The sequence below is a fragment of the Actinocrinis sp. genome, from assembly GCF_035946395.1.
GTDB lineage: Bacteria > Actinomycetota > Actinomycetes > Streptomycetales > Catenulisporaceae > Actinocrinis.
Window position 1 is genome coordinate 1 of sequence record NZ_DASYZI010000046.1, and the last position, 13,817, is coordinate 13,817.

General features: G+C 69.5%; 12 protein-coding genes and 1 riboswitch. Of the genes, 6 read left to right on the forward strand and 6 right to left on the reverse strand.

Annotation, left to right across the window (positions count from 1 at the left end):
- Positions 1-277 precede the first annotated feature (277 nt).
- Positions 278-586 carry a hypothetical protein gene (locus VGS97_RS03175; RefSeq protein ID WP_326851643.1) on the reverse strand — a complete coding sequence of 103 codons (309 nt, stop codon included), beginning with the start codon at positions 584-586 and terminating at the stop codon, positions 278-280.
- Positions 587-898: 312 nt separating this feature from the next.
- Here VGS97_RS03175 and VGS97_RS03180 point away from each other — a divergent pair, with 312 nt between their 5' ends.
- Entirely contained in the window at positions 899-2,152 is a 1,254-nt protein-coding gene (locus tag VGS97_RS03180) for a GGDEF domain-containing protein (RefSeq protein ID WP_326851644.1), read from the forward strand.
- Here the strand turns inward: VGS97_RS03180 and VGS97_RS03185 are convergent.
- The 3 genes from VGS97_RS03185 to nagA all read right to left on the reverse strand — a co-directional run bounded on the left by VGS97_RS03185 (position 2,100) and on the right by nagA (position 5,497).
- Entirely contained in the window at positions 2,100-3,827 is a 1,728-nt protein-coding gene (locus VGS97_RS03185; protein WP_326851645.1) for an FtsK/SpoIIIE domain-containing protein, read from the reverse strand. The genes VGS97_RS03180 and VGS97_RS03185 overlap by 53 nt on opposite strands.
- Before the next feature lie 107 nt (positions 3,828-3,934).
- Positions 3,935-4,129: a DUF2304 domain-containing protein gene (locus tag VGS97_RS03190; RefSeq protein WP_326851646.1), complete on the reverse strand. Its 195-nt coding sequence runs from the start codon at positions 4,127-4,129 to the stop codon at positions 3,935-3,937.
- 186 nt (positions 4,130-4,315) lie between these two features.
- The gene (gene nagA, locus VGS97_RS03195) at positions 4,316-5,497 is read right to left on the reverse strand and encodes an N-acetylglucosamine-6-phosphate deacetylase (protein WP_326851647.1); all 1,182 of its coding nucleotides are present in this window, start codon (positions 5,495-5,497) and stop codon (positions 4,316-4,318) included.
- 450 nt (positions 5,498-5,947) lie between these two features.
- Between nagA and VGS97_RS29390 the strand changes: the two genes are divergently transcribed.
- Positions 5,948-6,193 carry a DUF3263 domain-containing protein gene (locus VGS97_RS29390; RefSeq protein ID WP_349261958.1) on the forward strand — a complete coding sequence of 82 codons (246 nt, stop codon included), beginning with the start codon at positions 5,948-5,950 and terminating at the stop codon, positions 6,191-6,193.
- 145 nt (positions 6,194-6,338) lie between these two features.
- Here the strand turns inward: VGS97_RS29390 and VGS97_RS03205 are convergent, their stop codons facing one another.
- A complete protein-coding gene (locus VGS97_RS03205; RefSeq protein WP_326851649.1) occupies positions 6,339-7,823 on the reverse strand; it encodes an alpha,alpha-trehalose-phosphate synthase (UDP-forming) in 1,485 nt (494 codons plus the stop codon).
- A 116-nt stretch (positions 7,824-7,939) separates the two neighbouring features.
- Positions 7,940-8,914, reverse strand: coding sequence for a glucosyl-3-phosphoglycerate synthase (locus VGS97_RS03210; RefSeq protein ID WP_326851650.1), 975 nt, complete (start codon positions 8,912-8,914; stop codon positions 7,940-7,942).
- A gap of 164 nt (positions 8,915-9,078) precedes the next feature.
- A riboswitch (SAM riboswitch) is annotated at positions 9,079-9,211 on the forward strand.
- A 13-nt stretch (positions 9,212-9,224) separates the two neighbouring features.
- Between VGS97_RS03210 and thrC the strand changes: the two genes are divergently transcribed.
- From thrC to groL, 4 genes are all read left to right on the forward strand, one after another.
- Positions 9,225-10,493, forward strand: a complete 1,269-nt coding sequence (gene thrC / locus VGS97_RS03215) for a threonine synthase (protein ID WP_326851651.1) — start codon at positions 9,225-9,227, stop codon at positions 10,491-10,493.
- A 187-nt stretch (positions 10,494-10,680) separates the two neighbouring features.
- A complete protein-coding gene (locus VGS97_RS03220) occupies positions 10,681-10,962 on the forward strand; it encodes a ubiquitin-like small modifier protein 1 (protein WP_326851652.1) in 282 nt (93 codons plus the stop codon).
- A gap of 663 nt (positions 10,963-11,625) precedes the next feature.
- Positions 11,626-11,826: a cold-shock protein gene (locus VGS97_RS03225; protein WP_211465330.1), complete on the forward strand. Its 201-nt coding sequence runs from the start codon at positions 11,626-11,628 to the stop codon at positions 11,824-11,826.
- Positions 11,827-12,173: 347 nt separating this feature from the next.
- A complete protein-coding gene (gene groL / locus VGS97_RS03230) occupies positions 12,174-13,799 on the forward strand; it encodes a chaperonin GroEL (protein WP_326851653.1) in 1,626 nt (541 codons plus the stop codon).
- Positions 13,800-13,817 lie beyond the last annotated feature (18 nt).

Genomic DNA, 13,817 nt, shown 5'->3' on the forward strand with positions numbered 1-13,817 from the left:
CCGCCATTATGGGCACGACCCGACGCCTTGCGATCGCACGTGCCAGACACCGCACCCTGATCTGACCCTACGTCTCACACGCCCTAGGGGCCCTAAAGAACCAGCCCGCTGACAAACGAGGAGCGGGACCTCTCCGGAGGCCCCGCTCTTTCGTGCTTCCTTCGTTTTCCTTGCCACCGTTGTGTGCAGGCAGTCAGGCCGTGCGCCTGACCGACGCGCGTGTGGGTGCATGACACGCGTCGTGCCCTGGCGCGGCGAACTACGGGGCGGCGAGTGGCTAGAAGCCTATCCAGCGCTTGAACGAGCGCAGCGGGGCGCGCAGCGACAGCTTGCGCTTCGTGGGCGTCGTCGGACGCGGGGTGATGTCGCGCAGCAGTTGCGCGGTCTGGGCCGCGCCGATTCGGGCGGACTCGCCAGTCGGCAGGCCGACGCCGTACCGCGCCGGATCCGCGCCCTCGGGCACGAGAACGGCAAGATGGCGGTCCAGCCGGTCCTTGACCGCCTGCCCGCCGGCGCTGATCGGCGGAACGTAAGCGGCCCGCCGGGCCGCCTCGAACCGCTCCGCACCGATCATGGGATGGTCCATGCCTGATACACCCACTCTCGAACGGTACCGCACGGGGACACGTTCGCGACACGCCCGGGTGGTCTCGTTTCCAGACTGTCGCGGATCCTTGCCGATTCTTTACCCGCCCTCCGTTTCATGGTTTCTTTCCCGCCTGCTTCCACCCAAGCGCGGTTCGCTGCCATACGCCGGTCTGCGCCGCCCGTGCGCCCCTGATGTCAAGCTCGGAACACCGTCTGGTGTGAACCGGCGATCGTGTTGTACATTCCGTGTCTGGCTCGGTGCGTTCAGTGGGAGGACTCGCCCTCATACCTTCCCGCGGACGAAGTCGGCGTGGCGCCCGGCTCTAGCACCGGTCCCGAGCACGAGCGATCGGGGTTCGACGTGGTGGACAAGGGCACCGACGGGCACATACCACTGTCCGCCCTGCGCCCCGTCCACCGTGCGATCAGCGGAGTGAACGGCGCCGTCGGCATCGACGCCACGATGCAAGCGATCGCGGACGGCGTAGTCGCCTGCACCCCCTTTCAGATCATCGCGGTGAACTACGTGCAGGATGACGGCGACCTGCGATGTTGCGCGGTAGCCGGCCCGGACGAACTGCGTGCCGCTCTGCTGGGCGGCACCTGTGCGCGAAAGACCATCGAGGATCTGCTCAAGGTCGGCGAGGCCTGGAGCGACAATCTGCGCTTCATCCGCGAACTGAGCAGCGACGAGCCGCCCGAGGGCATACATCTGTTCGTTCCCGACATCGACGCACGGCCCGAAGACGCCGACGCCTGGCAGCCGGACTACGCGCTGCTCGCGCCGATGCGGGACAACGGCGGCGAGCTGATCGGGCTGCTGTCGGTCGACGATCCCTCGGACGGCCGTATCCCGCCGCGCTGGGTCGGCGACGTGCTTGACATGTTCGCCGAGCAGGCCGGGTTCGCCATCCTCAACGCCCGCCGGCACGAGGAGGCGGCGGCCCGGATGGCGCGGCTTGAGCGGGAGCGCGAGCTGCTGCGCGAGGACATCGCCGAGCGGCACCGCCGGGAGGAGCACCTGCGGCACCAGGCCCGGCACGACGCGCTGACCGGGCTGGCCAACCCGGTCGAGCTCAGTGAGCGGCTGGTCGCGCTGCTGGCCGACCAGATCCCGCTGGCCGTGGTCTTCTGCGACCTCGACCGGTTCAAGGAGGTCAACGACAACCGGGGGCACGTCGTCGGGGATCTCGTGCTGCGGATGGTCGCCGAGCGGCTGCGCGCTTCGGTACGCGGCGAGGACGTGGTCGCGCGGGTCGGCGGCGACGAGTTCGTCGTGGTGGCCGCCGGAATCGGCCCAGACGAGGCTCTGGCGCTCGTCGACCGGATCGATCAGGCCTTCTCCCACCCCCTGGCCGTCACCGGCGCGAGGCTGCTCGTACGGGCCTCCTTGGGCCTCGCCTACGAGCCGGCTCGGCAGCAGAACGTGTTCGCACCCGAGGAGCGGGCCCAGGAACTGCTCGGCTCGGCGGACCGCGAGATGTACGCCCGAAAGCGCTCCCGTGCCATGCTCACACGGCTGACAGCGCGAGCGTTGGCGCGTAGGGCGCCTGTAGCCGGATGACCGGACCGGCGCCGATCCGTACGTAGCCGCGCCCCGGCGGCATGAGCTGCGCACCGCCAAGTTCGAGCGTGCCGCCGAACAACAGAGTCGAGGTCGCCCCGTCGACCTTGCCCAGCGCGATTCGCGAGCTGAGCTGGTTGCGCAGCGCCGGGCGCAGCGCCGCGACCTGGTCGAGCCTCGCCGTCACCACCAGAGTGACGGCGGCGAACCTGGCCTTTCGGGCCAGCGCGGCGAGCGTGTCCTGCGGGTCCGGCCGGCCGAGCCGCCCGGCCGCCGCGCAGAGCTCCGGCAGGTCGTCCACGAACAGCCACAGCGGAGGCTCAGGGCTCTTCGAACTTGACTGTGGCCTTGTGCGCGGCTGTGGGCCTGTCTGTCGTTGCGCGTCGGCCGACTCTGCGCCGCCGGCCACGGTCAAGTTCGAAGAAGGGGGTTCGGCCCCGCTGCGCGTATCCGGGGCCGCCGAGTCCTCCGGCGGCTTCTCGAACGTTTCGCCCGCGCTGCCGAGCTCGGCGCGCCGTTCGACCTCCAGGTCGAACCAGGCGAGCAGGTCGAGCGCGTCCGCCGGTTCCTCGGTGATCCGCAGCACGTTCGGCCGGCCGATCAGCGCCCCGTACTCGGCGCTCTGGTCGGTGTCGATCACCGCGATCCGATGCCCGCGGGCCAGCGCTTGGCCGAGCAGCGAGCGCACCGCGGTCGACTTGCCGCTGGCCGGGCCGCCGGCCAGCAACAGGTGCGGGTACGCGTTCGGGGTGCCGATACGCCACACCGCCGGCGCCAGTTGGGCGACCCGGAAGCCCGGCGGCAGCCCCTCGGGCCGGGCAGTTTCCGGGGTGAGCGTGCTCTCGGCGGCGTCCGGGTCGGGCACCACGACCGGGATCAACCGGCCCGCCGAGCCGGGGTCGGTGACGCCGAGTACGAACTCGATGTCCGCCACCGGCCAGGGCTGCGCGCCGATTCCCTCGGGCAGCGGCGGCAGGATGCGGACGTCCAGGTGGTTGCCCTCCTCGTCCCAGGCGTACAGGTACTCGTTGGAGTGCCCGATCTTGCCCTCCAGCGCCCGCTCCACCTTCGCCCGGCTCTCCGTCTCGCCGTCCCTGAAGTACGCGGAGTAGTCCATCCGCAGCCAGATGAGCCGGTCCCGCTCGTCGAACTCCCAGGCGGTGAACGCGTCCCGGTAGCCACCGCCCGGCTTGAAGTGTTGGTCCGGATCGTCCCCGTCCTGTAGGTAGGGCACCAGGCCGTTGTAGATCGACTGGAGCTTGGCGATGTGCGCCGGGCTCTCGGGGTCGGCGCCCTTGCGCGCGGTGTCCCGGCCGAGCCAGGCCGCACCGCCGATGAAGCCGAGGATCAGCAGCAGCGGCCCGTACTGGAGCAGCCCGATGCCGACGAGGCACGCCGCAGTGACCACGGCCTCCACACGGCGCTTCTCCTTCGGCGTGCCCTTCCACCACGCGCCGAGCCTCACCGCGCCGCGGCGGGTGCCGCGTACGAGCACGATGAGCGGATAGCAGATGTCGAGGACGCGTGCCCACCCCTCGTGGGCCATCCCCCTGCCCTTGGCGACGCGCGGATGGTGCAGCACGGAGTCGTTGAACCAGGCGGCCGGTGGAGACTCGGTCAGCGCGTGGCCGAGCCGCGTCCACACCGAGTCCGGGGTCCTGACGGCCGGCTGCATGTCAGAAGTCCACCGTGTCGGATGTCACTGGGTCGCATGTCACGGGGTCGGATGGCACGGCGTTGGGTGTCACTGGGCTGGCTGTCACGGCGTCGGATGCCACGGCGTCAGAAGTGCAGGCCGCTGATGAAGCCCGCGATCGAGTCCGCGCTGTTCTTGATGGAGCTGGCGATCGAGGTCGAGGCGAGGTAGAAGCCGAACAGCATGCAGACGATCATGTGCGAGATCTTCAGCCCGTCCTTGCGGAACAGGACGAAGACGATGACCCCGAGCAGCAGTACACCGGAGACCGAGAGAACCATGGTCGCTCCCTGTGTTGTCGGTAGAAACCGCCGGACCCTCGTGCCGGAAAACGGCGGGCACGTTCAACCCGGATTCTCTCAACCGGACTTAGGGGTCGAAACCGACATGCGGCTGCCAAGGCGTGCATTACCATCCATTCGGGCGAAGATTCACCGGAATGGCGGATGCCTGCCAGGGGGTGAGGGCTACAGAGTGACGGCCCGTTCGTAGGCGGGTGCTCCCATGCCGTGCACCCACCTCCCGCGCCGCATCACCGCGACCACGCGCAGATCGTCGTCGAGCACGACGAGGTCGGCGTACTTACCCGGCTCCAACGTGCCGACGCGGTCGTCCAGGCCGAGCGCCCGCGCCGGAGTGAGCGAGGCGGAGATCGCCGCCTGCTCGATCGGTATCCCGACGCTGAGCACGGTGTTACGCAGGGCGTTGTCCATGGTGAGCGTGGAGCCGGCGAGAGTGTCGGTCCCGGCGACGCGCACCGCGCCGTCGCTGACGTCGACCGTCAGCGGGCCGAGCGGATACTGGCCGTCGGCCAGGCCGGCTGCCTCCATCGCGTCGGTGATCAGGGCCGTGCGATGTGCGCCGGCGGCGGCGAAGACCAGGCTCACGACGGAGGGGTGCACGTGCATGCCGTCGTTGACGACCTCGACGAACACCTCGTCCTGCTCCAGCGCCGCGGTCACCGGGCCCGGCTCGCGGTGGTGCACCGGTCGCATCGCGTTGAAGATGTGCGTGGCCACCCGGGCGCCGCGCGCGATGGCGAGGTTGGCCTCGGCATAGGTGGCGTCGGTGTGGCCGATCGCGGCGATCACCCCGGCGTCGGCCAGCAGCCCGGTGGCCTCCAGTCCATACTCCAGTTCCGGCGCCAGGGTCACCATGCGTACCGCCCCGCGCCCCGCACGCACCAGCCGCTGCACGGCCGCGGGCTCCGGGTCGCGCAGCAGGTTCGGATCGTGCGCGCCGCAGCGCGACCGGGCGATGAACGGCCCCTCCAGATGGATCCCGGCCAGGTCGCCGTCCTCGACCAACTCGGCCAGCTCCGCCACGTACCGCTCCAGATCGGGCAGCGCGCTGGTGACGGTGGACGCCATGATGGTCGTCGTGCCGTGGCTCAGGTGGAAGGCTAGCGCGTTGCGGGCCTCATCGATCCGGCCGGAGGAGAAGGCTCCGCCGCCCCCGCCGTGCGTGTGCATGTCGACGAACCCGGGCACGACGTATTGGCCGGCCAGGTCGTGGGGCGTATCGTCGGGACCGGGCAGCGGCTGGGCGGGGCCGCCCACGGCGGCTATCCGTTCGCCCTCCGTGCACAGCCAGCCGTCCTCGACGACACCGTCGGGCAGGACGAGGCGGGCGTGGCGCAGTACTGGCATCGGGCTACCTTGTGTCTAATGTCTGGGCGTGGGATGGCCGGCCGGGCGGCCGTGACCGTCACTCCGGACCAGATTGGTATAGACCTTAGCGCCAATACCTTACGCCACCGCGCTCGGGACCGGCCAGGGCCGCCCGCGGATCCCCGACGACCCGAAGCGCGGCCGTCCGTGCGCTCCCACTGGTTTCGCTCACCTGTTCGACGCATCTCGACTTGTCGGTGTGCACGCCTACGATGTCCAGAAGGGGCAAGGCGGCTGAGGAGTAGTCAGATGGCGTCGAGGACATTGCACGTGGACGTGTCGGACATCCCTGCCATAGTGGAGCTGGCGGCTGCCGGAACCACGGAAGCGTTCGTACCGAAGCCGGCTGAGCCGCCGTCAGCCGAACTCAACGCGGATGCCGGCCCGGGCACCGGCCCGAATCCCGGCACGGGCACTGCCCGGCGGCCGCTGTCAGAGTACGAGCAGGCTGTGCTCACCTTCGAGAAACAGCACTGGAAGTACACCGGCATCAAGGAGCAGGCGATCCGGGACCGCTTCGAGTGGTCGCCCACCCGCTACTACCAGGTGCTCAACGCGCTGCTCGACCGCCCCGAGGCACAGGAGTTCGAACCGGCGCTGGTCAAGCGGCTGCGGCGGCTGCGGGACGCCAGACAGCGAGCTCGTTCCGGCCGGGTCCGGCCCAATCCTGCGTGACCGCCCGCGTCACCATCGACTGTCTGATTATCGACAGTGCGATGATCGGCAGCGCGGCCGTCGAGTGTGTGCTCATCTGACTGTGAGCCCATCACCAGTGCGATTACTTGATCATTCACAGTGTGATGATCGGTTGCGTGGTCGGCTAACCGAGTGCGTCGAGTTGGTCGGCGAACCAGCGTTGCGGCGGGAGGGCGGCCCCGGCGGCGGCGAGCCGTTCGCATCGGCGCCGACGCTCGGCCCGATCCATCGAGAGCGCGGCGTGCAACGCGTCGGCGGTACCTGTGATGTCGTACGGGTTCACCACGAGCGCGTCCTCGGCGAGCTCGGCGTAGGCCCCGGCCTCGCGGGAGAGGACCAGGCCGCATGCTCCGCCGGTGGCCGCCGCGACGAGCGGGATCTCCTTGGCGACCAGGTTCATCCCGTCCCGGATCGGATTGACCACGGCTACGTCGGCCAGCCGGTAGGCCGCGAGCGAACGCGCGAAGTCGTCCTCGACGTGCAGGATCAGCGGCTCCCAATCAGACGTGCCGAACTCGTCCCTGATCTCCTTCGCCGTGCGCAGCACCGCGGCGGTGTACTCGCGGTACTCCTCCAGGTCGTGCCGGCTCGGGTAGGCGAAGGCGATGTGCACGACCTGGCCGCGCCACTGCGGGTACCGGCGCAGCAGGTCCGCGTACGCCTCAAGACCGCGAACTATGTTCTTGGACAACTCGGTACGGTCGACCCGCACGATCACCTGCCGGTCGCCGATCGACTCGCGCAGCGCCGCCAGCTTCGCGTCGACGTCCGGACGGCTCGCCCGCTCCACGATGAACTCGCTGTCCACCCCGAGGCTGTGCACGCCGATCCGCGTCGGCGCCTTCCCGTCCGCCCCGCCCACGGTCATCCGCTCGCGGTCGACCGGCATGCCGAGCTGCCGCGCGCAGCAGTCCATGAACGCCAGTGCCCACCGCTCGGTCAGGAAACCGAGCCGATCCGCGCCGAGCATGCCCTCAAGCACGCCGCGCGCCATCTCGTCCGGCAGGATCCCGAAGTAGTCCGGCGGCGCCCACGGGGTGTGCGAGAAGTGCCCGATGCGCAGGTCGGGGCGCAGGTCGCGCAGCAGCTTCGGCACGAGCGCGAGGTGGTAGTCCTGGACCAGGACGCGCGCCTGCGGGGCCGCCTCCTCGGCCAGGGCCTCGGCGAAGGCGGCGTTGTACTCGACGTACGACTCCCACTCCTGCCGGAACCGCCCGCCGAAAGCCGGGCTGACCGGTGTGGCGTAGAGCATGTGGTGGGTGAACCACAGGGTCGAGTTCGCCACCGCGTTGTACGCGCGGTGCAGCGTCTCGGGCTCGATGTCCAGCATCCGCACCGGTAGGGACGAGTCGATCAGACCGATCCGGTCCAGCCGCCCGCCCGGCGCGCGGCGCGCGGCCGTGCGGTCGCCGCCGGACAGCGCCGCGCACACCCACACCTGTTCGAACGAGTCCTGCGCGGTGACCGAGGACAGTCCGGAGACCAGCCCGCCGCCGCCGCGCTTGGCGGTCAGCTCGCCGTTCTGCGCGACCGCGAAGGAGACCGGCCCCCGATTCGAGGCGACCAGTACCGAGGCCTTGCCGGGTTCGGCGGCCGAAGAAGATCCCAACACGGTGACGGTCGTTTCCAGGCCAGGCCCGGCTTAATCACGATTCGGGCAAGTCACCTCAGTACGCGATCAAAGTCACATGCCGCACGACCGCGCCAGGGCACGCCTTGGGCGTCCTAGGCGAGTGCGAGGGACCGCAGCGGCGGGCGCTCGACAACCGCCGTGTCCCGGGTGCTGGGCGTGAACCCGGACGCGGTGCGGGCGAACTGGGTCAGCGCCGTCGAGACCGGGCGCGGCCCGCCGAGCCTGGCCTGCGCGACTTGCAGTATCTCCGCCGCCATCCGGCCCAGCGCCTGCTCGTCCTGGTGCCGGTGGCGGCGCACTCCGGCGTCCACCTGGGCTATCGCGTCGAGGCCGTGTGCTGCGTAGGTGTCCACGAGCAGCCCGAACTCGACCCCGTACCCGCACGGGAACGGCAGCGACTCGAACAGGTCGCGCCGCCCGGCGTACTCGCCGCCCAGCGGCTGCACGACGCCGGCGAGTTCGGGCCAGTACAGGTTCAGCAGCGGGCGGGCGACGAGTTCGGTCACCCGGCCGCCGCCGGCGGGATGCACGGTCGCGCCGTTCGCCAGCGGCCGCTCGTAGGCCGCCTTCACCAGCAGCACGCCCGGGTCGGCCAGCAGCGGGCCGAGCACTGCGCGCACCACGGCGCAGGAGAACTGCTCAAGATCCGCGTCCACGAAGCAGACCAGGTCACCCTTCGTCGCGGCCAGCGAGCGCCACAGCACCTCGCCCTTGCCGGGGCGCGGCGGGATGCTGCTGAGCACCTCCTCGCGCCGCACCACCCGCGCCCCCGCCGCTCGGGCGACGGCCGCGGTCCGGTCGGTCGAGCCGGAGTCGGCCACGACCACCTCGTCCACCAGCCCGGGGGCGGCCAGTTCGGCGACGATCGCCGCGACGATCGGCCCGACCGTCCGCTCCTCGTTGAGCGCGGGCAACACGACGCTCACCGTCGTGCCGCCCTGTGACATGGGCTGTGTTTTGAGCGCGAGCAGCCGCTCCAGCGTCCAGTCTGCCTCGTGCGAGGTGCGCCGGGACAGCCAGTCGAGGCTGGCATCAGGGCCGGTGTCGACATCGTCCGCTTCTTCCACCGCTCCATCATGGCTCGTCGCGGTCGGCCGGTGCGGCGGCGCCTGGATGACCACCAGATGAAACGGATGTGGTGCATTCGTCGCGATCCGGTAGAGTGCTCCGTGATCCGAAAGGGTCACCTGAATCCGGGCTCTGAGTGCCCGGGTCGACAACTTCATAGTTTTGCTCATCCAGAGGAGCTGAGGGAACGGCCCTGCGAAGCTCCGGCAACCACCCTGATGACCTTCGCGACGCGAGGCCCGCCAGGGCGTAGGTGCCAAGTCCGTCCCGTCGACAGTCGACGGGGAAGATGAGGAGAGAGGCCTCGCCATGACCATCGCCCCCACACACGCAGCCCTCACCGCCGCTGCCGGCTCTTTCGGGCGCGCCGTCGCGCTGTCCTGCCGTGAGTGCGGCGAACGCGCCGACCTCGGCCCCGCGTACGTGTGCGAGTCCTGTTTCGGCCCGCTTGAGGTGGCCTACGACTTCGGCACGGTCACCCGGGCGGACATCGAGCGCGGCCCGAACTCGCTGTGGCGCTACGCCCCGCTGCTGCCGGTCCCGGCCGACGTCGCCGAGCGGCCGAACCTGAACCCCGGCGGCACCCGGCTGGTCCGCGCCGAGAACCTCGGCCGCGAGCTCGGCCTGCGCGACCTGTATGTCAAGGACGACTCGGGCAACCCGACGCACTCGTTCAAGGACCGGGTCGTGGCCATCGCGCTTGAGGCGGCGCGTTCCTTCGGCTTCACCACGCTGTCCTGCTCGTCCACGGGCAATCTGGCCGGGGCGGTCAGCGCGGCGGCGGCGCGCGCCGGCCTCGACTCCTGTGTGTTCATCCCGGCCGGGCTGGAGAGCGGAAAGGTCGTGATGGCCGCGATCTACGGCGGCCGGGTGATCGCCATCGACGGCACCTACGACGACGTGAACCGGTTCTGCTCCGAGCTGATCGGCGACGAGATCGGCGAGGGCTGGGGCTTCGTGAACGTGAACCTGCGGCCGTACTACGCCGAGGGCTCCAAGACGCTGGCGTACGAGATCGCCGAGCAGCTCGGCTGGCGGCTGCCCGAGCAGATCGTGATCCCGGTCGCCTCCGGCTCCCAGCTGACCAAGATCGACAAGGGCTTCAAGGAGCTGATCGCACTCGGCCTGGTCGAGGATCGGCGGTACAGGATCTTCGGCGCGCAGGCGGCCGGCTGCTCTCCGATCTCGGCCGCGTTCAAGGCGGGCCACGACGTGGTGAAGCCGGTGCGCCCCGACACGATCGCCAAGTCGCTGGCGATCGGCAACCCGGCGGACGGCCCGTACGTGCTCGACGCGGCGCGGCGCACCGGCGGCGCGGTCGAGGACGTGGACGACGCCGCGGTCCTGGCGGCGATGCGGCTGCTGGCCCGGACCGAGGGCGTCTTCGCCGAGACGGCCGGTGGTGTAGTCGTCGGCGTGCTGCGCAAGCTCGTCGAGAACGGCGTGCTCGACCCCGGGGCGACGACCGTGGTGATCAACTCCGGCGACGGGCTCAAGACCCTCGAAGCGGTCGCCGACGTCGACGTGACCGCCACGATCAAGCCCTCGCTGGCGGCCTTCCGCGCCGCGGCCGGCTGAGCAGAAGACCACCCGGTCCGTAGGGCACCGGGAGCCCGATGGAGATCTTGAGAATGCGCCCGGCCCGTAACGGTTTGTCCCGATCGATATTTACCGGCGAACCAGAGCGAGCCGGGCCGCCAGAGCAAGATCCTTCAGTGCACTCCCAGGCCACTCCCACTTTGAGCACAGAATGGAGCCAGCCGCCATGGCCGTCACCGTCCGCATCCCGACCATCCTGCGTGCCTACACCGGTGGCGCCGCCGAGGTGACCGCCGAGGGCGCGAACCTCGCCGAAGTCATCGACGCGCTGGAGAGCGCCCACCCCGGCATCAAGACCCGTGTGCTGGACGACACCGGCAAGCTGCGCCGCTTCGTAAACGTCTACGTGAACGACGACGACGTCCGCTTCGCCGACGGCCTCGCCACCGAGACCAAGGACGGCGTCGCGATCTCGATCATTCCCGCCGTCGCCGGCGGCTGTCGTTGACGCGGACGGCGTCGCGATCTCGATGTCGCGGTCTCGATGCAGTGCTCGTTCACCGCGCGCCGCCGACGGCTGTTGCCGACAGCAACCCCCCGGTGATTGGCAGGCTGCCGGGGGCTGTTAGTCTGACAACGATGTAAAGACGGCTGGCGGCTCACGTTTGCAATTCGAGAAAGCCTCAGGTTTTCCCGGTGCGATTCCTTCGGGCGGGGTGCATCCAGACCGTCCGTTCGGTCGGCTCGCGGTTTGACGGACCGGTCAGGGCTCGTACTCCTCATGGGCTCCTTACCGGACTGTCCACCGAGTGAGATGATCAGTAACCGTCTGATTACGTTTTCATGATCATCAGCCCGCTTCGCGGTATTTCGCGAGGCTTTGTCATGGCGTGAAATTGCCCGCCTGCTGCGAATTATCGTCCCAATGACCTGTTGCGGCATGGGCGGTTGAGGATACTCTCAGCGCCGGTCGCACAGTTCAGCGAGGCCGTGCCGGAACGTAGTCGAGGTCTGAATGGACAGCGGCGCCGCCCGGCGCGGTGCGAGTGAGAACGACAGCAGTCATCACCGGCCCTGGCTCGATGCGCGAGACGGAGGGGGCGGGGGGACGAACGACCCGAATCCCGCGCCCGCGGGATAGATGGAGAGGGCCGGCAGCAAGGAGTTGGGAATGGCTCAAGGCACCGTCAAGTGGTTCAACGCGGAGAAGGGCTACGGCTTCATCGCGGTCGACGGTGGCGCGGACGTCTTCGTCCACTACAGCGCGATCCAGATGGACGGGTACCGCACTCTGGAGGAGGGGCAGCGGGTCGAGTTCGAGATCTCGCAGGGCCAGAAGGGCCCACAGGCTGACATGGTCCGCGCACTCTGATCGACGCGCGCTGATTCGACGCGCTTGATCGGCAAGTCCAAGCGATTCAGAACGCTGTAACGCTGTACTGCGTACGCAACCGGCGGGAATCGGTCGAGACGACCGGCTCCCGCCGGTTGCGTTCGGGCCGGCGGCTCGCGGTCGCGCTCGAACAGCTGAGCGAGACCGGGGTGGGGACCTGGACATCGGCTTGCACTCAATGGCCCCGAGTGCTAATCATGGGGACTGGCACTCTCCGGAAGAGAGTGCTACCAACAGCTTCCACTGGTGAGGTGCGCCTACCGCACCGGCCGTCGCGGGCGCCCGTGGGGCACGTGACACGTCCCTTCTGTGGGAGGACAGTACCTATGGCTAAGATCATCGCGTTCGATGAGGAGGCCCGCCGGGGTCTCGAGCGCGGGATGAACCAGCTCGCGGACGCCGTAAAGGTGACCCTCGGCCCGCGTGGCCGCAATGTCGTGCTGGAGAAGAAGTGGGGCGCCCCCACGATCACCAACGACGGCGTCTCCATCGCCAAGGAGATCGAGCTCGACGACCCGTACGAGAAGATCGGCGCCGAGCTGGTCAAGGAGGTCGCCAAGAAGACCGACGACGTCGCGGGCGACGGCACCACCACCGCCACCGTGCTGGCCCAGGCCCTGGTGCGCGAGGGTCTGCGCAACGTGGCGGCCGGCGCCAACCCGATCGCGCTGAAGCGGGGCATCGACGCCGCGGTCGAGCGGATCAGCGAGGAGCTCTCCTCGCTGGCCAAGGAGGTCGAGACCCGCGAGCAGATCGCGTCGACCGCGTCGATCTCGGCGGCCGACACCGCCATCGGCGAGCTGATCGCCGAGGCGATGGACAAGGCCGGCAAGGAAGGCGTCATCACCGTCGAGGAGAGCAACACCTTCGGCCTTGAGCTTGAGCTCACCGAGGGCATGCGCTTCGACAAGGGCTACATCAACTTCTACTTCGCCACCGACCCGGAGCGGCAGGAGGCGGTCCTTGAGGACCCGTACATCCTGATCGCCAACTCCAAGATCGGCAACGTCAAGGACCTGCTGCCGATCCTGGAGAAGGTCATGCAGTCGGGCAAGCCGCTGCTGATCATCGCCGAGGACGTCGAGGGCGAGGCGCTGGCGACCCTGGTGGTCAACAAGATCCGCGGCACCTTCAAGTCCGTCGCGGTCAAGGCCCCGGGCTTCGGCGACCGGCGCAAGGCCATGCTCGGCGACATCGCGATCCTCACCGGCGGCCAGGTCATCACCGAGGAGGTCGGCCTCAAGCTCGACTCCGTCGGCCTCGACCTGCTCGGCCGGGCCCGCAAGGTCGTCGTCACCAAGGACGAGACCACCGTCGTCGACGGCGCCGGCGAGGCGGACGCGATCGAGGGCCGCAAGGCGCAGATCCGGGCCGAGATCGAGAAGTCGGACTCCGACTACGACCGGGAGAAGCTACAGGAGCGGCTGGCCAAGCTGGCCGGCGGCGTCGCGGTGATCAAGGCCGGCGCGGCCACCGAGGTGGAGCTCAAGGAGCGCAAGCACCGCATCGAGGACGCGGTGCGCAACGCGCGGGCCGCGGTCGAGGAGGGCATCGTCGCCGGCGGCGGCGTGGCCCTGCTCCAGGCCGCGCAGAAGGCCTTCGAGAAGCTGGACCTGGCCGGCGACGAGCAGGTCGGCGCCGGGATCGTGAAGATCGCCGTCGAGGCCCCGCTCAAGCAGATCGCGGTCAACGCCGGCCTTGAGGGCGGCGTCGTGGTGGAGAAGGTGCGCAACCTGGAGCCGGGCTTCGGCCTGGACGCCGCGACCGGCGAGTACGTCGACCTGATCAAGGCCGGCATCATCGACCCGGCCAAGGTGACCCGCTCCGCGCTACAGAACGCCGCGTCCATCGCGGGCCTGTTCCTGACCACCGAGGCCGTCATCGCCGACAAGCCGGAGAAGAACGCTGCCCCGGCCGGCGGCGGCATGCCCGGCGGGGACATGGACTTCTGAGCGAGTCCGGTTCCTGAG